The following is a 23,159-nucleotide window of genomic DNA, read 5'->3' as shown; positions in this document are numbered from 1 at the left end:
TTCAGGCAGGGCGGTTCGGTGCCGTTCAGCAGTTTCGAGCAGGCCGACCAGCAGTCCCACCCATGTGGAAGCGTCATATAGCGGATGCTCCCTGAAAGGAAATGTACGTGCTCATTGCACAGCGCCCCACCCTGACTGAAGAAGTAGTCGCCGACAACCGCTCGCGGTTCATCATCGAGCCCCTGGAGCCCGGTTTCGGCTACACCCTCGGCAACTCGCTCCGCCGCACCCTGCTGTCCTCCATCCCCGGTGCCGCAGTGACCAGCATCCGCATCGACGGCGTGCTGCACGAATTCACCACCGTTCCCGGGGTGAAGGAGGACGTCACCGAGATCATCCTCAACATCAAGAACCTCGCCGTCTCCTCGGAGCACGACGAGCCCGTGGTCGCCTACCTGCGCAAGCAGGGTCCCGGCGTCGTCACCGCTGCGGACATCGCGCCGCCCGCCGGTGTCGAGTTCCACAACCCGGACCTGCACATCGCGACCCTCAACTCGAAGGGCAAGTTCGAGCTCGAGCTGACCATCGAGCGTGGCCGCGGGTACGTGTCCGCATCGCAGAACAAGTCCGGCGACTCGGAGATCGGCCGTATCCCGGTCGACTCCATCTACTCGCCCGTCCTGAAGGTCACCTTCCGCGTGGAGGCGACCCGTGTGGAGCAGCGCACCGACTTCGACAAGCTGATCGTCGACGTCGAGACGAAGGACGCGATCCTTCCCCGCGACGCCGTCGCCTCCGCCGGCACCACGCTCGTGGAACTGTTCGGTCTCGCCCGCGAGCTGAACACGGCGGCCGAGGGCATCGAGATCGGCCCGTCGCCGACGGATGCCGCGCTCGCCGCCGACATGGCGCTGCCGATCGAGGACCTCGAACTGACGGTCCGCTCGTACAACTGCCTCAAGCGCGAGGGCATCCACTCCGTGGGTGAACTCGTGGCACGCTCCGAAGCCGATCTCATGGACATCCGCAACTTCGGTGCGAAGTCCATCGACGAGGTCAAGGCGAAGCTCGTGGAGCTCGGTCTGTCCCTGAAGGATTCCCCTCCGGGCTTCGACCTCGCCGCACGTGCAGCCGCCATCGAGGACGACGACGCCGGCTACGGCGACGAAGAGCTCTAAAACACCATCCGTCCGCCCGCTGGGAAGCGGGACGGGCACCCACTGAGGAGAATCAATCATGCCCACACCCACCAAGGGCCCACGCCTCGGAGGCGGTCCGGCGCACGAGCGCCTGATGCTCGCCAACCTGGCCGCCTCACTGTTCGAGCACAAGCGCATCACCACGACCGTGACGAAGGCCAAGCGCCTGCGCCCCTACGCGGAGCGTCTCATCACGTTCGCGAAAAAGGGCGACCTCGCGTCGCGTCGTCGTGTTCTCGGTGTCATCAGCAGCAAGAGCATCGTCCACGAGCTGTTCACGGACATCGCTCCTGCCGTCGCCAACCGCGAGGGTGGCTACACGCGCATCACGAAGATCGGTAACCGCAAGGGCGACAACGCCCCCATGGCCGTCATCGAGCTGGTGCTGGAGCCCATGTCCGCGAAGCAGTCCGTCGTGGCCGAGGCCGAGCGTGCCGCGTCGACCCCCGCCGCCGTGCCTGCTGCAGCGCCCGTCGAGGCTCCGGAGTCCACCGAATCCGCCGACTCGGTCGACGCCGTGTCGGACGCCACGGATGCCACCACCGTCGAGCCCACGGAGGAGGTGTCCGCCGAGGACACCACCATCGATGGCGAGTCCGGTGCCGCTGACGAGGTCGTCGTCGTCGAAGGCACGGTCGAGGACGAGAAGAAGTAGCTTCTCGCCACCTCACACCGTATGAACACGCCTGAGCCCGCCGTTCCCGCAAGGGACGGCGGGCTTCTGCGTGTCCGGCTCGACATCGCCTACGACGGTTCGCCGTTCTCCGGGTGGGCGCTGCAGCCGGGCCTGCCCTCCGTGCAGGGGGTGCTCGAGAATGCCCTGGGCACCCTCCTCCAGCGGCCGGTCCGGCTCACGGTGGGCGGCCGCACCGACGCCGGGGTGCACGCACGGGGCCAGGTGGCCCACGCCGATCTGACGCCCCTCGAGTGGCAGGGCATGGCGCGCGGGCGTGACGTGGGCCCGGAGATCGCCTTCCTCCGGCGTCTCACGGGGACCATCAACCGGGAGCTGACCGACGGCATCACGGGCAGGGGCCGCTCGGTGCGGAACTCCGTGCCCGCCGTCGTCGTCCGCGCCGCCGCACTCGCGCCGCCGGGGTTCGACGCCCGGTTCTCGGCGCTGTGGCGCCGCTACAGCTACGCGATCGCGGATGCCGTGACGGGCCAGGACCCGTTGCGGCGCCATGTGACGCTGTGGCATCCGGCCGCGCTCGACGTCGCTCTGCTGAACGAGGGCGCGGCGCATCTCGTCGGGATGCAGGACTTCGCGGCCTTCTGCAAGCCGCGTGAGGGCGCCACGACCATCCGTGAACTGCAGGGCTACGCGTTCCGGCGCGGCGACGACGGGGTGATCACCGCGACGATCCAGGCCGACGCGTTCTGCCACAACATGGTTCGGGCGCTGATCGGCTCCACCCTGCGTGTCGGTGAGGGCGAGATGCCTCCGGCATGGCTGGGGGAGAGGCTCGCCGCGCGCGTCAAGGACGCGCGCTCGATCCTCGCCGCACCGCACCCGCTGGTGCTCGAGGAGATCGCCTACCCGGACGACGACGGCGTGGCGGCGCGGGCAGGGCTCACCCGGGCCCGGCGCACCGCCGCACACCTCGACGGGCCTCGGCCTGCGAGCGACTAGCCGAGCAGGACGAAGCTCGCGAACGCTGCGACCAGCATGCCGGGACCGAACGGGAACGTGGAGCCGCGCGATCCCCGACGGAACACGAGGACCGCGACGCCCGCGAGGCCGCCGAGGAGGAAACCGCCCAGCAGCGTGCCCATCCAGGCGGCGGCCCCTGCCCAGCCGCCGTACAGTCCGAGGACCGCGGCGAGCTTCACGTCACCCATGCCCATGCCCGCGGGCGAGATCAGCGCGAGCAGGAGGTACACGGCGAAGAGGGCTCCGGCTCCCGCCGCAGCGCCGGCGAGGCCGACCCACTGACCCGTGACCGCCGCGCCGACCAGGAGGAGCGTGACTGTCAGTGCCAGGAACCGCACCAGCACGGCGTTCGGCAGGAGCTTGGACCGCGCGTCGATCGCGGAGAGCAGGGTGCCGAATGCTGCGAGGGCCACGACCAGCGGCACGTCCGCGAGAAGGTCGGTCGCAGCCGCTCCAGCGCCCGCCAGCAGACCGGACACGAGGGTGACAGGCACTCGCCAGGCCACCGGCAGGACCGTCCGCTCGTCCCTGCCGGCGAGGCCGAACAGCAGGAAGCCGAGAACGGCCGCGACCACCGCGGCGACGATGACCGGCAGCACCTAGACGGATTCCTCGAAGGAATCGTGGGCCACACGGCTCACTTCGCCGTTGACCGGGAGGGTCACGGTGAATCGCGTGCCCTTGCCGGGGACGCTCGAACAGGCGATGTGCCCGCCGTGGCTCTCCACGATGGATTTGGTGATGGCGAGCCCGAGCCCCGCTCCCGCGATGTCCGCGCTGCGCGCCGCAGGAGTGCGGTAGAACCGCGAGAAGACCTGCTGCGCCTCCTGCTCGGTCATGCCCATCCCCTTGTCCTCGACGTGGAGGTCGATCGTGGAGTCGGTCTCCTCGGCCGTGATGGTCACGATCCCGCCACCGGGCGAGTACTTGATGGCGTTGGAGAGCAGGTTGTCCAGGACCTGCGAGATCCTCAGGGGGTCCAGCAGGGTCCAGAGGGGATCCTCGACCGTGGAGCGGAGCTTCACCCGGTTGTCCTGGGCCCGCAGGCGGTTGGACCGGATGCTCATCTCGATCAGCGCCGCGAGATCGACCGGTCGCGGGTGCACGCGGACGCGGTCACCCGCCGTGGACAGCAGATCGGCGACGAGGTGCAGCACCCGCTCCGCGTTCCGCCCGGCGACGTCGACGTACCCGTGCAGGTGCGGCGGGAGGGGATGCTCGTCCTCGAGCACGAGTTCCAGGTACCCGAGAACGGAGGTGAGCGGCGCGTGGAACTCGTGGGAGATGTTCGAGATGAAGGCGTCCTTCGCGCTGACGGCGTCGACCAGTTCCGTGACGTCGCTGCAGGCGATGAGGGCGCCGGTGATCGTGCCGTCGGCATCGGTGATCGGACGCGCGGCGGTGGACAGGCCGCGCTGGGCGTCGCCCTCACCCACCCAGATGAGTTGGTCCGCGAAGATCTCGCCCGTGAGGGCGCGGTACACCGGCCTCCTGTCCGCGGGCAGCGGCGTCACCCTGTCGGCGCCGAAGACCAGCTCGCGTTCGCCGTCGCCGTCGTGTCTCGTGGCCAGCCGGTTGAACAGCTCCTGCTGGCGATTGGTCAGGGTGATCTCGCCGCTGGCGTCGGCAGCCGTGAGGCCGACGTCGACCGTGTTCAGGATCGCCGTCAGCAGCCGCTCACGGTCGATCGCCGACTGGAGGAGCCCATGGAGTTCGCGATCCTTCCGCTCGAGTTCGCGCTCCCGCGCCTGGGCGGTGAGGTTCATCATGCGCACCGCACCGCCGATGCAGAGCATGACGACAGGAAGCAGCAGCTGACCGACGAACGTCTGGAGCGACGTCGACCCGAGTTGCCCCAGCAGTGGCCACAGGGTGACGAGCAGGGATCCGAGCGCCGTGATCGACAGCGCGACACCTGCGTGCAGAGAGGACCGCATGAGCCAGAGCACGGGGAAGATGACGAGGACGCCGAGCGCAGGCTGCGTCTCCATGGCGCCCGCGCGGACCATGGCGATGGCGGGGAAGTCGAGGACGGGCACGATCAGGAGCAGACCCCGTGGTAGCTCCCGCCAGGGGACGATCACGCTGAGTGCCAGCAGCACGAGGACGATGGACAGGCCGAGCTCGAACGTCCTGTTCGTCAGGAGGCCGGGCCGGAGGACGGGGGAGGTGACCCCGAGGACGACCACGATGAGCGCCAGGGGAAGCTGGCAGAGCACCACGGATCGGTCCAGGGTTGCACGCGCTACCGCGGAGCGCATCCAGAGCGTCCGAGCCCCCCTAGGCATGCACTACCCAGCACACGATGACAAGCTGCATTCGATACTTCCCGACGCTGAGACCTACGTACTGACCCCATTATGGCGTGAAGGTCCGGTTCAGCGCCCGAAACGGCGCTGGTTCCTGCGGAAGTATGGGCACAATGGGAATTATGACGGCGAAAGAGCATGCCGGCACACAAGGGAACGGGGTGCATGGGGAATGAGCGATCCAGGAGTGGCGGTCGTCATCGAGGACGATTCGGACGTGCGGAACCTCGTGGCGGCCGTGCTGCGGCAATCGGGATTCGAGGTGCACGTGGCGCCGGACGGCAAGTCGGGGGTGGAACTCATCCGCGCCAACGATGCGACGGTGGTGACCATCGACGTCGGGCTGCCGGACATCGACGGGTACGAGGTGCTGCGCAGGGTGCGGGCCTTCAGTAACTGCTACGTGGTGATGCTGACGTCTCGCGGCGACGAACTGGACACTCTCACTGCGCTGCAATCAGGTGCCGACGACTACCTCACCAAACCCTTCCGGCCGCGCGAACTGCGTGCCCGCATTTCCGCGATGCTGCGTAGACCGCGGGCCGTCCCCGAGCCGGTCGGGGCCGCATCGCCCGCGGCGCCCGCGGCCGTCGTCCCCGCTGCGGCAGCCACCGCACCGGCCCAGGCCGCGAGCGCGCCCGTCGCCCCGGCGATCGAGCACAACGGACTCGTCCTCAATGCCGCGGCGCGCACCGTGATGGTGGACGGGCGCGACCTCCCCCTGACCCGCAGCGAATTCGACCTGCTGAAGGAGATGCTCAAGAGCAACGGCGCGGTCCGCACGAAGGCGGACCTCGTACGCGTGGTTCGGGGGGACTACTACGGCGAGAACACCTACATCAGCGATTCCGACGAGCGTGCCATCGAGGTGCACGTCGGGAACCTGCGCCGCAAGCTCGACGAGGATCCGAAGAACCCGCGCTGGCTGCAGACCGTGCGGGGCGTCGGATACCGCCTGACGCCGCTGCGGCCGTCCGCCGCGCCCTGACGCCTGTCAGGGCCTACACCCCGGTGACCGACCCGGGTCAGGCGAGGTAGCGCGACTCCAGCTCGCCGATGGTGTCGAGGCCACAGCGCTCGATGTCGAGGAGCGCACGGCGGGCGGATTCGAGGTCGGCGGACACGATGGCGGACTCGAAGCCGGCGGTCATCGCGGACAGGCGTTCGGCGCCCACCATGCGGGATGAATTGCGCAGGCTCAGGGAGGCCTCGAGGGCGGCCTCCAGATCGCGGTTCCCCACGGCGTGGGTGAGCCGGAGGTAGCGGTCCTGGAAGGCCGTGATGTAGTCGCGTGCGAAGGCTCGGGCAGGGCGGGGGTCGTTGAGCTGCTTCTCGAGGTGGGCGAGGGTGGCGAGGTCGACGAGCGGCAAGGTGTCCTGGAGCATCGCCTCAGCCTACGGTGAGGTTCTGGTGATCGGCTGGTGGTGAGCCGGGGAGAGCGTCGCAGGTGCTGGGTGCGTGTTGTGACATGACTGACTGTCCTCTTCCTGACGTGCTCATCCGCCTGCGAACGTGTCCATCACGTTCAGTGCTGCCGGGCCGAGAATGACGATGAACAGCACGGGGAAGATGAAGAGCAGCAGCGGGAACAGGACTGCGACCGGAAGTTTCATGGCCTTCTCCTCCGCGCGCTGCCTGCGCTTGACCCTCATGACCTTCGCCTGCGTACGCAGCACGCCTGACAGTGCGATCCCGTAGGCGTCCGCCTGCACGATGGCCTTCACGAAGCTTCGAAGCTCCGGGATGGAGCTGCGGTCCGCCATCGCGAGGTACGCCTCCCGTCGACTCCGCCCCACCTGCATGTCCTGGAGGGTCCGCACCAGTTCCTCCGCCAGCGGCCCCTTGCCGGTCTCACCGGCCCGCTGCATGGCACTCTCGAAGCCGAGGCCGGCTTCCACGGAGATGAGCATCTGGTCCAGGGTGTTCGCGAGCTCGAGGGCCATGGCCTTCTGGCGTTCCTGGCCCCTGCTGTAGAGGAGCAGGTCCGGCACCATGTACCCGAGCACCGTGACGAACAGAGCGAGGAGAACGAACGTCTTGCTCGAGTTTCCCTGCAGGAGCAGCAATCCCGCGAGCGCACCTGCCAGACCGAGCAGTGGCTTGGCGGTCAGGACCTTCGCCAGAGGCATCGACGCGGGCCGCCCTGCGAGTGACAGCAGACGGTCGAGCTTCGTGATGTAGGAAGCGGGAGTGACGCGGCGGCCTAGGGCGAGCAGTCGGTTGGGCCTCTCGGAACCCGCCGTCGAGGCTCTGGCTCCCTGCGCGAGGTTCCGTCGGATGGCACGCCGGAGCGTCGTGTCGGAGGTCATGAGCGACCACGTGAAGTACGCGACGGGAGCGGACGTCAGCAGGAGCGAGGTGAGTAGCAGCGGATCCACGGCGCCCTCCTCAGAACTTCAGATCGATGATCTTGCGGAGCCAGAGCCCGCCGATCGTCATCATCACGGCGGCGCCTCCGAGCATCACCCACCCCAGGGGTTTCGTGAAGAGGGGGTCGATGTACCCGGGGCTGACCACGGTGAGCATGACGGCGATGCCGAAGGGCAGGGCCCCGAGAATGTAGGCGGAGAACTTGCCCTCCGCCGCGAGTGCGCGGATGTGCCCCTTGATCTCCGTGCGTTCGCGGATGGTGTTGCCCACCTGGTCGAGGACGTCCGCGAGGTCACCGCCGACCTCGCGGTTGATCTGGATGGCCTGGGCGATCCAGGCGAAGTCCTCGTTCTGCATGCGCTGCGAGGTGTCCATGAGCGAGGCGAGGAGGTCCTTCCCGAGACTCGTCTCCGCGACGATCCGGCGCATCTCCTCGGACGTGGGGCTGTCCGCCTCCGTGGCGGCGGCGTCGATGGCGCGGAGGATGCTGTGTCCGGCGCGCAACCCGCCGGTCAGCAGCTGGAGCGTGTCACCCAGTTGCCCGTCGAAGCGCCGACGACGGCGTCCGGTGAGGAAGGACACGACGGCGTGAGCGATGGCGGGTGACGCGAGAAGCAGGAGCACCCCGACGACGGGTGCGACCAGAAACCATCCGAGGAGCAGTCCTGTGATGCCGCCGAGCACGATCAGCAGGTACACCTCGGCCTGACTCACCCTAATGCCCGCCATCTCGAGCACGTTCTGCGCCAGGAAGCGCATCGGATGGCGTGTGAGGTACGCATCCATCGCGCGACCGATGGCGCCGGCGAAGCGCGTCAGCTGCGAATCCGGGGTGCCGAGCGGCGGCCTGCGCCGATCGAGGGGCACCGGCGACTGGCGCGGTGCCAGGGCGATCGCCGTCGCTCCGATCGCCCCGAGGACGAGCGCCACACCCAGGACGAACTGGAGCATCACCCGGTCACCGCCCGCGCACGGGTGCGGCGCCGAAGACGGCGGGGGAGACGGTGATGCCCATGTCCTCGAAGCGCTCCATGAAGCGGGGACGGATGCCCGTGGGGACCGGCTTCCCGAGGAACCTGCCCTTGTTGTCGACGCCTGCTGAGTAGTCGAAGACGAAGGCGTCCTGCAACGTGACGACGTCGCCCTCCATCCCCTGCACCTCCGTCACGTGCGTGATGCGCCGGCTGCCGTCGCGAAGGCGTGAGATCTGCACCACCAGGTGCACCGCGGAGGCCAGCTGTTCGCGGATGGCGCGGAGTGGGAGATCCATGCCCGCCATCAGGACGAGCGTCTCGAGCCGGGCCACGGCGTCGCGCGGTGAGTTGGAGTGCACCGTCGAGAGGGAGCCGTCATGGCCCGTGTTCATGGCCTGCAGCATGTCGAGCGACTCCCCGCCGCGGACCTCCCCGATCACGATCCTGTCGGGGCGCATCCGGAGGGAGTTCCTGACGAGGTCGCGGATGGTCACGGCGCCCTTGCCCTCGGTGTTGGGCGGCCGGCTCTCGAGACGCACCACGTGCTGCTGCTGGATCTGCAGCTCGACGGCGTCCTCGATGGTCACGATGCGGTCGTCCTCGGGCAGGAAGGAGGACAGCACGTTGAGGAGCGTCGTCTTCCCGGTGCCTGTGCCGCCGGAGACGATGATGTTCAGCTTCGCCTTCACGCACGCCTCGAGCAGCTCGGCCATCTCGGGAGTGAGCGTCCCGAAGTCGATGAGGTTCTGGACCGTCAGGGGAACCTTGCTGAACTTGCGGATGGTCAGGGAGGAGCCGTTGACGGCCAGGGGAGGGATGACGGCGTTCACGCGGGAGCCGTCCTCGAGCCGGGCGTCGACGAACGGCGAGGACTCGTCGATCCGCCGGCCGACCTTCGAGACGATCCGCTCGATGACGCGCCGGAGGTGCTGCTCGGAACTGAACCGGGAGTCGCTGAGCGTCAGTTTGCCCTTCTGCTCCACGTAGATCTGGTCCATCCGGTTCACCATGATCTCGGTGACCGAGGGGTCGTCGAGGAGCCGCTGGAGGGGGCCGAACCCGAGGACGTCGTCGGCGACGTCCTGGATCAGTCGCCGGCGTTCGTCCGGTGTCAGCGGCACCTGCTCGGCGTCGATGATCTGGCTGAGTTCCTCCCGGGCGATCGACTTGAGCTCGTCCTCCGTGATGGAGGTGTCACTCGCCCGGACACCCATGCGCTCGAACAGGGCGGACGCCGCGCGCTGCTTCAGGCCCGCGAAGACGTCGATCTTCGCCGATCCCGGCTTGTCCTTCACCTCACGCGCCACGGCGGGGGAGCGTGCCGGCGGCCGAAGCTCCTCCTGCGGCGCCTCGGCGGCGGGTTCCGCCGTGACGGGCGCGGGGGCGAGACCTGCGGCCTGGATGCGCGCCGACAGCTTCATCGGATCACCACCCGGCGGTGCACCTTGCGCTGCGACGAGGCGCGCCACTGCTCGTCGAAGCGCTGCACCAGTTCCAGCAGGCTCTTCGTCGCAGGGTCGCGGACCTTGTCCTGCAGCAGCGGCACGCCGCGGTTGGTGGCGAGCGGGATGGCGCGCGAGCGTGGGATGGAGACGTCGACGGGGGTGCCCAGAGTGGCCTCGATGTCCTCGACCGACAGCCCCGTCTTGGTGTCCGCGAAGTTGAGGACCACGTGCCGTGTGTCCGGGAGGAGGTTCAACTGCGCGAGGACGTCGAGCCCGCTGCGCAGGCCGCGGACGCTCGGCACGTCCATCCCCGTGACCCACACGGCGTCGGAGCACTGCTCCAGTGCGGCGAGGCTCGTCTCCGACAGACCGGGGCCGGTGTCGATGACCACGTAGCGGAATTCGAGCGCGAGTTGCTGCACGAGTCGGGAGATCTGCTCGGGTGTGATCCTGTCGGCATCGGCCGGGTTGCGGGGGCCGCACAGGGCGTAGATCCCGGACGGGTGCAGCGTGAGGAAGGCCTTCAGCACCATCGAGTCCTGCGTGGCGGCACCGGAGACGGCGTCCAGCACCGAGTACTCCGGTTTGAGGTAGAGCCCGGAGGCCACGTCACCGAACTGCAGGTCGAGGTCGACCACGACGACCCCCATGGGTGCGAGCCGGCCGAGACCCACCGCGAGGTTCGTGGCGATCGTCGTCTTGCCGACACCACCCTTGGGGGAGAAGACGCCGACCACCAGTCCGCGCTGCTGCTCCCGCGGCGGCCGCGGCTCGGCGCGTTGCCGGCTCGCGAACGCCTGGCACGCGCGTTCCAGCTGGGCGCGAATGCTCCCGACGTCGGCGAGGGGGCTGAGGATGTCGCGCACCCCGGCGCGCATGGCCTGCAGGACGACGTCCGGGTGGTCGTCGTGAACGAGCACGAGGCTGATCTCGGGGAACGTCACGTCGACGATCAGGGCCAGCCGGAGGGCGTCCTCGATGGCGATACCGGGGCCGAAGACCAGCACCTCCGGGGATTCGTGCGCGAGTTGACCCAGGACGGCGTCCGACTCCCCGGCGAGGAAGCTCGCCGGGAGGCTCGTGACCGTGCCGCGGAGGCCTCCCGCCACGGCCAGCAGCAGCTTCTGCTCGAACTCGGAGCTCGGCGTGATCAGGACGAATCTGCTCATCGGTACAGCTCCTTGTTCTGAAGGATCGGGGACTCGCCCTCGACGGTCGTCTCCGTCTGCTTGCTGAGCCAGAGGGAGGCGTTCTCGTTCGCGTGCACGATGCGCGTGGCCTGGTCCGCATCCACGGCGACGGTCAGCATGAGCGAGCCGCTCGGCAGGGCCTCGGCTTCCGCCTTCGCCTGCTCCTCCGGCGTGGCCGCCGGGTCCACGGCTGCTGCCGCGACCGGTGCGCGCTGCACGGAGGTGACGAGGACCTTCTGAATCGTCAGTTGCGTTGTCGGTACCTCCGGTGTGTCCTCCACCCCTTCTCCCGCGAGGAGGATGAAGACGCCCACCAGGTCGCCGGGTGCCACCTTGCCGCCCACGGCGCGTTCCGGCTCGATGGTGAAGGACACCTCCTGGAGGCCCTCCGGAACCGCAACACTGCCGACCTCCACGTCTTCAGGGGCCACGAGGCGCTCTGTGAGGAGCTGTTCGCCGGGCATGAGGGCGACGGCGGTCACCGTGCCGGTCGAGGAGTTCAGATCCTTCAGCGCGGTGGGCCCGACGGCGGTGGCAGGTAACGACTCCGTGGAGAGGAAGGGCGTCAGCTCCTCGACAGGTGTTCCTGCCGGAACCGGTTGGGACACCACGAGGACGTCCACGGGGTCGAGGCCCTGGACGGCGCGGGCCTCGGCGCCCTGCGCGTATCCCCAGAGCATGAGGGCTCCGACGAGTGCCAGCACTGCGGCTGCGATGCCTGCGAGGAGACGGGACTTCATGATGCTTCTTCCCTAGCTGTTGTCAGAGCACGGGCCGGACGACGGTGACTCCGCCGGCGCTCACGGGGCCGAGGGTGTAGCCGTCGGCGAGGGAGACGTATTTGATGAACTTGCCGATGACGCCGCGGCAACTGCCGCTGCATTCCTTCGTGACCGAGCCGTCGGTGACGGAGGATCGGAAGGTCATTGGCAGACTGTTGTTGCCGGAGAAGGCCCACCCCTTGAGGTCATAGGCCGCGAAGTACACGAGGCGGTACTGTGCGCCGCTTCCCGTTCCGGTCACGCGATCGAACACAGGAAGGAGGAGCGTGATCGGGCGTCCCGCGGTCAGATCGGCAGCCCAGCCATTCAGGACGTCGTCGCAGTTGCTCGGGCCGTCGTTCCCGGTGTCGCTGCCGCCCAGCTGCACCGCGATGTCGACGAAGGCGCCGCACTGCCCGGCGCTCTGCGCCAGCCACCCGAACCCTCCGGGCACAGTTGCACCGGAGGGTCCGTAGTTGCAGTCAGGGTTTGCGTTGTCGCCGTGCGCCTGGAGGAGTTGCAGGGCTCCACCCACCTGCCCCTGCACCTGGCAGATCGAGAAGGTGAGGGGGAAGGGTGCTGTTCCACGCGTCGGGCTACCCCACACAGCACTCGAGGTCGCCGTGACCTCACTGGAGCTGACGCCGAGCGCGTTCGCGAAGATCAGGGACACACTATTGGGTGCCTGCCCGGTCTGGGCAGCGCCAGCGGTGACGGTTACTTTCCGGCCCGGCTTGTCCAGGACGATCTGCTTGATGTTTGAGCGAGCGTCGAGCGCGTTGTCATTGGCGAGTCCGGCAGCGAGGCTGGACGTCGTCGAACATGCGGAGTCCGTAGGGTCAGCTGCGCACCTCTGCGCGACGGCGTACGCTGCGGCGTCGGCACCGTTCCTCAGCTGCGCACGCTCTGCAGCCAACAGCCCGACGTCGACGGCGAGTGCCGCGAACCCGAGGAGCACCACCATGAGGAGGGCAACCAGGACGCTGACCGCCCCTGTCTCCCCGGAGGCCTTCGCTCCGGAATGCCTCAGCCTCCACACAGCATGACCCCTTTGCCCCTGAGGGTGAACGGGCCGGCGATGCGGGTGAGCGTCGAGAGGCTGTAGGTGATGTTCACCGTGACCGTGGCGCCTGACGCGCAGGTGTTCACCGCTCCTCCGTTCGAGCGCGTGATCACGACGTTCGCCGGCAGGATGTCGGGATTCAGGACATCCGCGGCCCGGACGGCCGCGTTCTGAGCGGCGACATCGTTCCGACCGATCGCCATGACGCGGACACCTTCCCTGGCAGCGTTCGTCACCATGACCTGCGCGTTGAAGGCTCGGCCAAATTCCATGATGCCGAGGAGGAGAAGGATGAGGATCGGGAGGACGAGAGCCATCTCCACTGCAGCAGCTCCGCGCTCGCGACCTGCTCGACGGCTCCGTGAGCGGTGCTCGTCGCGACGCGCGTAGGCGTGATGATGACGCTGAGACCTCGTCATCATCACGCCTTTCGCTTGAAGTGGACGATTACGGCGTGGTCGGTGCCGTGCAGCTAGCGGGTGCGGCAGTCACTGCGGTTGAACCCGATCCGGACGCTGCGACCGGAGGTGCGTAGGTACCCCCGGTGATAGAACACTGCGCCTTCGTGAAGGACGTCTGCAGGCCTCCGCCGAGGAGGGTCACAGCGGCGATGATGACGACCGCGATGAGGGCGACCATGATGCCGTACTCGACGGCGGTGGCGCCGTCCTCCTTGCGGACGATGCGCGGGAGGAGGTGCATAGGGGTGTTTGAGACGAGGAACATGATGAACTCCTGTGGTTCTGTTGGACCGGCCCAGCGCCGCGTCTGGACTAAAACTAAGGCTGCGGAATACCACGCAACCTAAGTTCGACCGATCCTGAGCGAAGGCTACGGATCCTGCGCGGGACATGCGCCGGCCCTGCGCGGACAGTGCCCCAACGCTAGGTTTGAGGCCTGTGCGGCGTCCGGGAGCGCAGTTCTGCGGGCACCTGGATCAGCTCGTCGCCCGAGTGCGCGTCGCTCGACGACGCCCCTTCGGATTCGGAGGAGACCGCAGCGCTCGCAGCCGGCGCCGCTCCGTCCTCGAGGAGGATCAGCACGCCCAGCCGGGGCCCCGCAAAGGCGCGCACGCGCCTCAGCAGAGCGAGCAGATCTTCCTCGGCCAGCGCGACATCAGGCTGCCAGACCAGCACACGGGGCTTTCGGGCAAGAGCACGCGCCAGCAGGGTGGCGTCGCCTTCCGCGGAAGAGTCCGTAGCGAAGGCGTCCCGGACAGCATCGAGGGCGAAGGCGGCGAGGACGTCGTCGGGCCCGCCACTGTCCGGAGGCAGGGCCAGCTGCACGTTTTCGCCGATGGTCAGCCACTCGAGGAAGGGCCAGGCGGCAGCGGACACTCCGATCGACTCCGCTCGCAGCACCCGGCGATCCTCCGCGCGCATGGACGAGAACGGCCGCCCGAGCAGCAGCACGCGGCCGGCCTCGGGTACGTGAAGACCCGACGCGACGGCGGCGAATGCGTCCAGGCGTGCCCGGCTGCCCGTCACGCGGCGCGTCTCGCCGGCGCGCAGCACCAGCTCGACCGGTCTGCCATCGGGAAGAGGCACACCCTGCAGGGTGAGGAGCTTCTCAGCCACGACCGGCCTCCGTCCCGCCTCTGGTGCGTTTTGCCGTCGTGCTACCGGCTGCGGCTCCGGCGCGCCCATCTCCGGTGCTCCCGGTCCCGAGGGTCTCAACCCCTAGGCGCCCGGCCACGAGGAACGGCACGACGACGAGCAGCAGGATCGCGGCGACGGTCGCGATCACCAGCGGCCCGTCCAGGACCAGAGCGCCGATCAGCAGACCCTGAGGCGCGAGCCCCTTTGCCGGCCCCTCGGTCACCAGCACCGCGACCGCACCGATGACGCAGCCCGCACCCACGCCGAGTGCGAGAGTCACACCGAGGGACCACCGCTGCGCGCGTGACGCCGTCGTTCCCGGTAGCCCGAGCATCTCCACGACGTCCGTGTCGCGACCGGACAACGCCGGGCGGGCGGATCGCACTCCGAGGATGGTCAGGGCGCCGACAGTGCACGCGGCCGCGATCAACCAGGCGAGTGGCGCGAGCGGCGCACCCAGGGGGTCGACGACGGCGGTCGTCACGACTGCTCCCGCCGGCGCCTCCGACCGAAGGGTGTCCGCGACCGCGGCGGGATCATCGGCGGACAGCCACACCTCCAGAGCGGGAGGTGGGCCGTCCGGTGTGCGGAGCAGAGCGTAGGACGCCGCGCGGAGATCGGCCAGCAGCACAGGACCGTCCGCGGCCCCGGGCAGGGCCGCCTCGACGGCTGCGACCTCCACGGCCAGAACCTCCCCGCCGAACGCCAGATCCAGGGTTCCTACCGAACCGGACACGGACGGGACCGTGGCCACCCTCACTGCAGCCGAGGCGCGGTCGTCGGTCAGCCGGACGGTGGTCGCCTCAGGGGTCACCGCGGACAGGGCGAAGCCGACGCCGCCCTCGAGGTCCGCGACCCCTGCCTCCCGCGCGCTGGGCAGCGAATCAAGGACGCCGAACGACGACGTCGGCGTGAATCGGCTCTCGCCCGTACCGATCGAGGCGTCGGTGGAGATGCTCACCAGCTCCACGGTGAATCCGGACGCCGCTGCGGGTACCTCGGCGTCGACGGCGGCGATCGCCTCGGCGCGGAGCCCTTCCGGGACCGTGAAGGAAAGCGAGTGCTGCTGCACCTGCGCCGGCGTGATGGAGAGCGTCCCCGCCGGCACTCGCTGCAGTGTGCCGTCCTCTCCCTCCAGCCACGCCGCGAGCCGGACGGTGAGGGCCGCGGACGGCTCCGTGGCCCCGGTTCCGCCGGGTTGGGTGATCAGCTGGAGACGTATCTGCCGTGCGGTGGGCTGGAGGTCGAGCGCGGGCTCGGGCGCTGCGACGGTCGGCGAGAGCAGCCCCGCCAGGCGCTCGCCGTCGAGCCGGCTGCCCTCGGCCAGGACGGCGGGCAGGGCTGCGGTGTCCACGGCCACGAGGTCGACGGGGGATCCCGCACCCTCGGCGGGAACGCGGAGGACGCGCGTGGCGGGCACGTCGTCGGGTACCCCTGCGGTGGCGTCGTCATCTGCCCCCGGCGGCAGCACCATCCGCACGTCGCCCCCGACGGCGAGCGTGGCGGCGGAGCGGGCGGCGGCCCCCGTACTACCCACCACGGCCGCGACGGACAGCCCCGCGCCGATGGCGACTACCACGGCAACCACCGGCACCTGCCAACCGAGCGGCCTGCGGGCGAGATCCCGCGAGGCGAGGAGGGCGTGCGGCCTCAGGGCCCGTTGGCCTCGGCGCCCCGCGAGGGACGCGGAGCGGGTCATGAGCGCCGCGGCGAGGAGCGCCCCGACGCCGAGGACGACGGCGGGTGCGAGCGAGAAGGGAGGGACGCCATCCCGCGTTCCCACGAGGACCGGCAGGAGCAGCCCGAGGGCGACGGCGGCGAGCACCGTGAGGGCCGTCAGGTGTGCGGGGCGACGCCGCCCGGCCACGGAGGTCCTCCGCAGCGTCCGTGGCAGCACCATGACGGACAGTCCCGCGAGAGCCACCAGGACGGCGCCGTTGAGAGAGAGATTCACAGCGACGCTATACGCCGCGGCCGCCTCGGTGAGGAGTATAGGTAGATCGCCCGACGCCGTCGCACCGTCGGGTGCCGCGCCGGCGTCCTCCAGGCGGCCGGGGAAGGTGGAGAGTTGCGCGGCTGCCTCGCCGACCGAGCGCCCACTCAGCGCATCCGTCGTGGAGACGTCCCAGCCGAGGATCGCCGGTGCGGAGAAGAGGGCGAGGTCGGCGGGGGACACGGCGACCGTCAGCGGTGCGCCGTCGGTGGGTGGTGGGAGTGTCACGCCCGTCGTCACGGCGGCGTCGTCGATCCGGAGCCGGAGCGTGCCGTTCGCGCCGGTGACGGCAAAGGTCTCGCCCTCCGCGAGTCCGAGGCGCTCGGCGTCCGCGGCGGTGACCGACACGCGGAGCAGGCCGTCGCCGTCGACCTTGGGGCCGCGGTCACCTCCGGTGCTGGCGACGGCGGTGACGCGCAGCCCCGCGGGCAGGTTCACCGCCGTGCCTCCCGAGGGGACGATCTCCACCGGCGCGCTCGCCGTCCACTCGCGCAGGGCCAGACCGCCGCCGGGCTCGGGAACCACCGTCGTCGCGAGCCCACGCTGGTCGATGCCGGGACGCGCGGGCGTCGTCACGGTGAAGGAGCGCGCCTGCAGGCGCGGGGAATCGCGCAGGGGATCGGTCGATGCCAGCGGCGGGTAGAGGAGGATCGCGAGGACGACGCCGGCGGTCAGGCAGGCGACCAGCAGGGTGGAGAGGGAGGCGCGGTGCCGTGGTGCGTCGTGCAAGCGCCAACCCACGTGCAGCCTTCCCCTCGCGTCCGTGGGGGCCATACTATCCAGCGGCGACGCCGGAACCCGCTCATTTTGACCTCACGCGCGGCGGCAGGCTAATCTTGGGAGTCGTTGTGCGTATCCCTGCTCGATACGTCTGCGCCCTCCGGAGCGGTTCAGTTGCAGAACCACCTGGCCCGGGGGCGGAGCCGAGGCCATGGGATCACTGGTCGTATTTCAGCCCTCACCTGAAGTTCCGGTAACGCATGAATAAGCTGAGCCGGCGTTCCAGGGCTTTCCCTCGGACGCAGGCGACACCGAAATAGAAACGAAGGCCATAACCGTGCGTACGTACTCCCCGAAGCCAGGCGACATCAACCGTCAGTGGCACGTAATCGATGCAACCGACGTCGTCCTGGGTCGCCTTGCCAGCCAGACCGCTATCCTGCTCCGCGGGAAGCACAAGGCCACTTTCGCTCCCCACATGGACATGGGTGATTTCGTCGTCATCATCAACGCCGAGAAGGTCGCCCTCACCGGCTCCAAGCTCGAGCAGAAGCGCGCCTACCGCCACTCGGGTTACCCGGGCGGCCTGAAGTCGACGAGCTATGTCGAGCTGCTCGACAAGAACCCCGAGCGCGCCGTGGAGAAGGCCATCCGTGGCATGCTCCCGAAGAATTCGCTCGCTGCACAGCAGATCGGCAAGCTCAAGGTCTACCGCGGAGCTGAGCACCCCCACGCGGCGCAGCAGCCCAAGACGTACGAAATCACCCAGGTCGCCCAGTAGTCCTGGCCACCAACACCAGTAATCATTTCCAAGGAGAACCGTGGCTGAGAACACTGAAGAGCTGAACGAACCGACCGAGGAGCTCACGAGCTACACCTCGGAGTCCACCGAGGGCAGCGAGTCCGCCGTCAAGGAGCGCCCTGCGCTGACCGTCGGCGGCGGCGCCGTCGGACGCCGCAAGGAAGCAGTCGCCCGCGTGCGCCTCGTCCCCGGTACCGGCAAGTGGATCGTCAACGGGCGCGAGCTCGCCGACTACTTCCCGAACAAGCTTCACCAGCAGGAGGTCAACGACCCCTTCAAGCTCCTCGAGCTCGACGGCGCCTACGACGTCATCGCCCGCATCCACGGCGGTGGCCCCTCCGGCCAGGCCGGTGCACTCCGTCTCGGAGTTGCCCGCACCCTGAACGAGATCGACCGCGAGAACAACCGCCCCGCCCTCAAGAAGGCAGGCTTCCTGACTCGTGACGCCCGCGTCATCGAGCGTAAGAAGGCCGGTCTCAAGAAGGCCCGCAAGGCACCCCAGTACTCCAAGCGGTAAGTGCCGCTCGGCCCCACCCGGGCCGAAGGAATGTCGAAGCACGATGCCCGTCCGGGCTTCCCGGACGGGCATCGTGCTTTAACCTGTTGGAGACCCATCCGTGGGGTCTCACACTCCTCACCTAGGATGATCAACGATGAGCAAGCTATTCGGTACCGATGGTGTGCGCGGTCTGGCCAACGGCCTGATCACCGCCGAACTCTCCCTGCACCTGGCACAGGCCGCCGCCGTCGTGCTCGGCCACAACGCCGTGGACGGCGGACGCCGTCCCACCGCGGTGATCGCTCGTGACCCCCGCATCAGCGGCGAGTTCATCGCGGCCGCCGTCGAGGCAGGCCTCGCGTCCTCCGGCGTGGACGTGTACGACGCCGGGGTCCTGCCGACCCCCGCAGCCGCCTTCCTGGTGGCGGACCTCGACGCCGACTTCGGCGTCATGATCTCCGCCTCGCACAACCCCGCCCCCGACAACGGCATCAAGTTCCTCGCCCGTGGCGGGAAGAAGCTGAGCGACGCGCTCGAGGATGCGATCGAGGAGGAAATGGCCCGTGAGCGGCTCCGGCCGGTCGCCGGCGACGTGGGCCGCATCCAGCGTTTCGCCGACGCCGAGGACCGCTACGTGGTCCACCTCCTGCAGACCCTCCCGCACCGCCTCGAGGGCCTCACCGTGGTGCTCGACTGTGCGCACGGCGCAGCCAGTGGCTGCTCACCCGAGGTGTTCCGGAACGCCGGCGCGGAGATCGTGGTCATCGGCGCCGACCCGGACGGAGTGAACATCAACGACGGCTACGGGTCCACCCACCTGGAGCAGCTGCAGGCCGCGGTGCTCGAGCACGGCGCTGACCTCGGGATCGCGCACGACGGCGACGCCGACCGCTGCCTCGCGGTGGACCACGAGGGCACCGTGGTGGACGGCGACCAGATCATGGCGGTCATGGCGCTCGCCATGAAGGACGCCGGGAAGCTGAAGGACGACACGCTGGTGGCCACGGTCATGAGCAACCTGGGGCTGAAGATCGCGCTGCGCAGCGCTGGCGTGACGGTCCTCGAGACCGGGGTGGGGGACCGCTACGTCCTTGAGGGGATGCGCGACGGCGACTACACCCTCGGCGGCGAGCAGTCCGGGCACGTGATCTTCGCCGAGTACGCGACCACCGGCGACGGCGTCCTCACGGGCCTGCAGCTCGCGGCGCGGATGGCTGCGACGGGTAAGAGCCTCAAGGAGCTGGCCGCGGTGATGACGAAGCTGCCGCAGGTGCTCATCAACGTGCGGGGTGTGGACCGCTCGGCGGCCACCACCGACGACGGCGTCCAGGACGCCGTGCGTGCGGCCAACGCCGAACTCGGCGAGACCGGCCGTGTGCTGCTCCGGCCCTCGGGTACCGAGCCCGTGGTGCGCGTGATGGTCGAGGCCGCCGACATCGCAACCGCCCAGCGGATCGCTGACGACCTCGCCGCCGTCGTGCAGGAGCGCCTGGCGCTCACGACCGCGGTCTAGGCGCCGCGCCCGCGGGGCCGCTGCTGCGGCCCCGCAGCGGTCGGTTAGCCGCCGAGGACCGGCCGGAGCGCCGTGTAGAGCTGGTTCGCGCCGAGCACCAGGAACAGCAGGGCGATGACCGCGAGCGCCGCGTTGCCGAGCGGCTTGTTGGCGAAGCCCTTCGGGATGCGCCTGCCGTTGAGCAGGCCCAGCAGGGTGATCGCGAGGAAGGGCATGAAGAGCGAGCCCAGAACGCCGTAGGCGAGGATGAGCCCGATCGGCTGGCCCAGCGCGAAGAGGATCATCGGCGGGAACGTCAGCCAGAGCACGTAGAACTTGAAGTACTTGCCGCCCACGCGTGTGTCCGGGTGGCCGGACTCCTTACCGCGCATGTGGCCCCAGAAGTCGGCGAACATGAGCGAGACGCCGTTCCAGACGCCGAGGATGGACGAGAACGAGGCCGCCCAGAAGCCCACGAGGAACCCGATGCCGATCACGTCGCCGTACTCGTCGCGCAGCACGGTCGAGAGGTCGAGCAGCCCTTCGTCGCCCGCACTCAGGGTCACGCCTGCCGCGCGCACCACTTCGGCGCCGACGATCAGCATCGCGATCACGAAGATGCCGGTCATCACGTAGGCCATGGAGTTGTCGATGCGCATGACTCGCATCCACTTGGGTGTGTACCAGCCCTTCTCCCTCAGCCAGTAGCCGTAGGCCGCCAGCGTGATGGTGCCACCGACGCCTCCGGCGAGAGCCAGTGTGTAGAGGACGCCACCTTCGGGGATGAGCGGGACGAGTCCGGTGAAGATCTCGGGGATGTTCGGTGCTGCCACGATCGCGAGGCCGACGACGGTGACGAACATGATGCCCACGAGCACGGCGGTGATCTTCTCGAACGTCGCGTACCGGCCGAACCACACCATGACGAAGCCGAGCAGGCCCATCACGATCGCCCAGGCCCAGAGAGGCAGCACGGGGAACAGGGCCGCGAGCGGGAGCGCCGCCGAGGACATCGCCGTCGCACCGTAGACGAAGCCCCAGATCATGACGTAGGGGGCGAAGTACCAGGTGGTCCAACGGCCGAGCGAGCGCCAGCCCTCGAAGATGGTGTTACCGGTGGCGAGGGTGAAGCGGCCGGCGCCCTCGACCAGGACGATCTTCATGACGACGCCGAGGACGACCGCCCACAGCAGGCCGTACCCGTACCGGGATCCCGCCACGAGGGTGGCGACCATGTCCGCCGCCCCCACGCCGGTCGCCGCGACCACGAGGCCCGGCCCGACGATCTTCCACTTCGCGGGCTTGCCGCCGTCGTCGTCGATCCGATCCGCATGGTCGGGTTTCCGGAACGGCACGGTGCTGTCGCTGGACATCGGGTCCTCCTCGTCGAGTGGGCTGCTTCCGGCGGGTACGAGGCCGCCGGACCGCCTCATCATTCCACGGCAGCCCTTCGCACACGCGGACCGGGGAGGACGACGGCGGTGGGGGCGGCTCGCTCGCGCGGGCTCGCCCGGCGCCGCCGCTACAGTGGCACCATGATCACGCCGGTGGCACTCAGCGGTCGGTACGTGGTGCTCGAGCCCCTCCGTGCTGACCACCACGACGGACTCGTCGACGCTGCACGCGACGGCGAGCTGTGGACGCTCTGGTACACCTCGGTGCCCGAACCGCAGGACATGCGGCGGGAGATCGATCGGCGCCTCGAGCTCCAGCAGCGGGGGTCCATGCTCCCGTTCGCCACGCGGCTGGCCGACCCCGCGACCGGTGGACCCGGGCGGGTCATCGGGATGACGACGTACATGAACATCGACCGGGACACTCCGCGCGTGGAGATCGGCTCCACCTGGAACGCGGCGTCCGCCCAGCGTTCGGGGACGAACACCGAGTCGAAGTACCTCCTCCTCAGGCATGCGTTCGAGGAGTTCGGGTGCCCCGCGGTGGAGTTCCGCACGCACTGGCTCAACCACCAGTCCCGCGACGCGATCACCCGGCTGGGCGCGCACCAGGACGGCGTGCTGCGGAGCCACACGCGGGCGAGGAACGGCGAGCTGCGTGACACGGTGGTGTACTCGATCCTCCTGCACGAGTGGCCCATGGTCCGGGACAACCTGCTGCACCGCCTGAGCCGGCACGCATCAGCCGGCACGCCTGAGACGGCGTGAGGCGCCGGGGGCGGTGTGGACCGGCCTGAGGCGCCTGGGTCCGCACCGGTCGGAGGGTCAGTACGACGGCGCGGGCGGCAGCCCGAAGTGCTCCTCGAGCGTCGCCGTCCCCGCGGCCCTCATGGCCAGCGAGACGTCCTTGCCCACGAACCGGAAGTGCCACGGCTCGGCGGAGAATCCCGTGACGGCGTCGGATCCGAGGGGGTAGCGCAGGATGATGCCGTACTCGGCGGCGTTCTCCGCCGCCCACCGGGCCGCGGCGGTGTCCCCGAAGCAGGAGACGAGGGTGCAGGCGCCGTCGTCCTGCCCGATGTCGAAGGCCAGGCCGGTCTGGTGCTCGGAGTAGCCGGGGCGCGCCGACACGGTGTCCGCTCCCGCCTGTCCGCCGTACTGGCCCACCCAGTAGGCGTAGGTGGAGTCCTGGTTGGCGAAGGACCGGTAGCCGCTGATCAGCACGAGCCCCACGCCGTCGGCAGCGGCAGCGGCGAACATCTCCTCGACGGCGGACGCGGTGTCGGGCCGCAGCAGGCCGTTGTCGGTGGCCGTGGCGACGGCGGGCTGCCGGAGGTCCGCCGGCGCGTGGTCCAGGGGCGTGAGGGGCCGCCGTTTGTTGACGACGACGTCGATCGCAGCGGGATCCGCGTGCGCGCCGTCCGCGGGTGGGGCCGATGCCGCTCCGCCCGACCCGCTCGGCACCGGCTCACGCTGGGCGGGTGCGGGCAGCACCCCTGCCGGGGCCGGGAGATCCGCTGCCCCCTGCACGTTCGAGGACTCCGTGGGCGCGGCAGCATCCGACGACGCGTCGGATGGCGCGCCCATGGGCGGGTCGGCAGGGGAAGTGGGCGAGTCAGGGGAGTCAGGGGAACCTGTGGCGGGGGACGACGTCGCGGGCGCCGTCGAGGATGTGCCGTCCGCCGCAGGACCGGGCGAGCACGCCGAGAGCCCCACCACGAGCACAACCGCCGCCGCACCCGCGAGAAGTCGCATC

General features: G+C 69.4%; 23 protein-coding genes. 8 read left to right on the top strand and 15 right to left on the bottom strand.

Annotated elements, in window-relative coordinates; translation table 11 throughout:
• The first annotated feature begins 107 nt into the window (after positions 1-107).
• From AC4D16_RS05620 to AC4D16_RS05610, 3 genes are read left to right on the top strand one after another with little or no spacing between them, the layout of a single operon-like run.
• Positions 108-1,118, top strand: coding sequence for a DNA-directed RNA polymerase subunit alpha (locus AC4D16_RS05620; RefSeq protein WP_490948367.1), 1,011 nt, complete (start codon positions 108-110; stop codon positions 1,116-1,118).
• A gap of 58 nt (positions 1,119-1,176) precedes the next feature.
• Positions 1,177-1,794 (top strand): 50S ribosomal protein L17, encoded by a 618-nt coding sequence (gene rplQ / locus AC4D16_RS05615; protein ID WP_490954253.1) that lies wholly within the window; start codon positions 1,177-1,179, stop codon positions 1,792-1,794.
• Between the two features lie 21 nt (positions 1,795-1,815).
• Positions 1,816-2,772 (top strand): tRNA pseudouridine synthase A, encoded by a 957-nt coding sequence (locus tag AC4D16_RS05610; protein WP_490954252.1) that lies wholly within the window; start codon positions 1,816-1,818, stop codon positions 2,770-2,772.
• On the opposite strand, the gene AC4D16_RS05605 is transcribed toward AC4D16_RS05610, so the two are convergent.
• Positions 2,769-3,392: a prepilin peptidase gene (locus tag AC4D16_RS05605; RefSeq protein WP_490954251.1), complete on the bottom strand. Its 624-nt coding sequence runs from the start codon at positions 3,390-3,392 to the stop codon at positions 2,769-2,771. The genes AC4D16_RS05610 and AC4D16_RS05605 overlap by 4 nt on opposite strands.
• Positions 3,393-5,054, bottom strand: a complete 1,662-nt coding sequence (locus tag AC4D16_RS05600; protein ID WP_490948375.1) for an ATP-binding protein — start codon at positions 5,052-5,054, stop codon at positions 3,393-3,395.
• 220 nt (positions 5,055-5,274) lie between these two features.
• Here AC4D16_RS05600 and AC4D16_RS05595 point away from each other — a divergent pair, with 220 nt between their 5' ends.
• Entirely contained in the window at positions 5,275-6,090 is an 816-nt protein-coding gene (locus tag AC4D16_RS05595) for a response regulator transcription factor (protein WP_490954250.1), read from the top strand.
• 37 nt (positions 6,091-6,127) lie between these two features.
• Here the strand turns inward: AC4D16_RS05595 and AC4D16_RS05590 are convergent, their stop codons facing one another.
• The 11 genes from AC4D16_RS05590 to AC4D16_RS05540 form a co-directional block, all read right to left on the bottom strand.
• On the bottom strand, positions 6,128-6,487 hold the full coding sequence (locus AC4D16_RS05590) for an Hpt domain-containing protein (RefSeq protein WP_490954249.1): 360 nt from the start codon (positions 6,485-6,487) through the stop codon (positions 6,128-6,130).
• A gap of 111 nt (positions 6,488-6,598) precedes the next feature.
• Positions 6,599-7,480: a type II secretion system F family protein gene (locus AC4D16_RS05585; protein ID WP_490954248.1), complete on the bottom strand. Its 882-nt coding sequence runs from the start codon at positions 7,478-7,480 to the stop codon at positions 6,599-6,601.
• Positions 7,481-7,490: 10 nt separating this feature from the next.
• The gene (locus AC4D16_RS05580; RefSeq protein ID WP_490954247.1) at positions 7,491-8,423 is read right to left on the bottom strand and encodes a type II secretion system F family protein; all 933 of its coding nucleotides are present in this window, start codon (positions 8,421-8,423) and stop codon (positions 7,491-7,493) included.
• Positions 8,424-8,430: 7 nt separating this feature from the next.
• Positions 8,431-9,867: a TadA family conjugal transfer-associated ATPase gene (locus AC4D16_RS05575; RefSeq protein ID WP_490954246.1), complete on the bottom strand. Its 1,437-nt coding sequence runs from the start codon at positions 9,865-9,867 to the stop codon at positions 8,431-8,433.
• Complete coding sequence (locus AC4D16_RS05570; protein ID WP_490954245.1) at positions 9,864-11,060, bottom strand: CpaE/TadZ family protein; 1,197 nt, start codon at positions 11,058-11,060, stop codon at positions 9,864-9,866. Before AC4D16_RS05570 ends, AC4D16_RS05575 begins: the two co-directional genes overlap by 4 nt.
• Complete coding sequence (cpaB, locus tag AC4D16_RS05565; RefSeq protein WP_490954244.1) at positions 11,057-11,821, bottom strand: Flp pilus assembly protein CpaB; 765 nt, start codon at positions 11,819-11,821, stop codon at positions 11,057-11,059. Before cpaB ends, AC4D16_RS05570 begins: the two co-directional genes overlap by 4 nt.
• Before the next feature lie 22 nt (positions 11,822-11,843).
• Complete coding sequence (locus tag AC4D16_RS05560; RefSeq protein ID WP_490954243.1) at positions 11,844-12,881, bottom strand: pilus assembly protein TadG-related protein; 1,038 nt, start codon at positions 12,879-12,881, stop codon at positions 11,844-11,846.
• Positions 12,869-13,222, bottom strand: a complete 354-nt coding sequence (locus tag AC4D16_RS05555) for a TadE/TadG family type IV pilus assembly protein (RefSeq protein WP_490954679.1) — start codon at positions 13,220-13,222, stop codon at positions 12,869-12,871. Before AC4D16_RS05555 ends, AC4D16_RS05560 begins: the two co-directional genes overlap by 13 nt.
• Positions 13,223-13,352: 130 nt before the next feature.
• Positions 13,353-13,631, bottom strand: a complete 279-nt coding sequence (locus AC4D16_RS05550; protein ID WP_490954242.1) for a Flp family type IVb pilin — start codon at positions 13,629-13,631, stop codon at positions 13,353-13,355.
• A 158-nt stretch (positions 13,632-13,789) separates the two neighbouring features.
• Positions 13,790-14,482 (bottom strand): P-loop NTPase family protein, encoded by a 693-nt coding sequence (locus AC4D16_RS05545; protein WP_490954241.1) that lies wholly within the window; start codon positions 14,480-14,482, stop codon positions 13,790-13,792.
• Complete coding sequence (locus AC4D16_RS05540; RefSeq protein WP_490954240.1) at positions 14,475-17,237, bottom strand: hypothetical protein; 2,763 nt, start codon at positions 17,235-17,237, stop codon at positions 14,475-14,477. Before AC4D16_RS05540 ends, AC4D16_RS05545 begins: the two co-directional genes overlap by 8 nt.
• 316 nt (positions 17,238-17,553) lie before the next feature.
• Here AC4D16_RS05540 and rplM point away from each other — a divergent pair, with 316 nt between their 5' ends.
• From rplM to glmM, 3 genes are all read left to right on the top strand, one after another.
• Entirely contained in the window at positions 17,554-17,997 is a 444-nt protein-coding gene (gene rplM, locus AC4D16_RS05535; RefSeq protein WP_490948405.1) for a 50S ribosomal protein L13, read from the top strand.
• Between the two features lie 40 nt (positions 17,998-18,037).
• A complete protein-coding gene (rpsI, locus tag AC4D16_RS05530) occupies positions 18,038-18,535 on the top strand; it encodes a 30S ribosomal protein S9 (protein ID WP_490948407.1) in 498 nt (165 codons plus the stop codon).
• Positions 18,536-18,671: 136 nt separating this feature from the next.
• A complete protein-coding gene (glmM, locus tag AC4D16_RS05525) occupies positions 18,672-20,030 on the top strand; it encodes a phosphoglucosamine mutase (protein WP_490954239.1) in 1,359 nt (452 codons plus the stop codon).
• A gap of 44 nt (positions 20,031-20,074) precedes the next feature.
• Here glmM and AC4D16_RS05520 read toward each other — a convergent pair whose 3' ends face one another.
• Positions 20,075-21,382 (bottom strand): Nramp family divalent metal transporter, encoded by a 1,308-nt coding sequence (locus tag AC4D16_RS05520; RefSeq protein ID WP_490954238.1) that lies wholly within the window; start codon positions 21,380-21,382, stop codon positions 20,075-20,077.
• Between the two features lie 162 nt (positions 21,383-21,544).
• Between AC4D16_RS05520 and AC4D16_RS05515 the strand changes: the two genes are divergently transcribed.
• On the top strand, positions 21,545-22,171 hold the full coding sequence (locus AC4D16_RS05515) for a GNAT family N-acetyltransferase (RefSeq protein WP_490954237.1): 627 nt from the start codon (positions 21,545-21,547) through the stop codon (positions 22,169-22,171).
• Between the two features lie 57 nt (positions 22,172-22,228).
• Here AC4D16_RS05515 and AC4D16_RS05510 read toward each other — a convergent pair whose 3' ends face one another.
• The gene (locus tag AC4D16_RS05510; RefSeq protein ID WP_490954236.1) at positions 22,229-23,158 is read right to left on the bottom strand and encodes a M15 family metallopeptidase; all 930 of its coding nucleotides are present in this window, start codon (positions 23,156-23,158) and stop codon (positions 22,229-22,231) included.
• Between the last annotated feature and the right edge of the window lies 1 nt (position 23,159).

This window comes from Arthrobacter sp. TJ-236, assembly GCF_058269235.1.
Note: the sequence above shows the minus strand (reverse complement) of the source record. Positions and strands in the feature narration are given on the sequence as shown.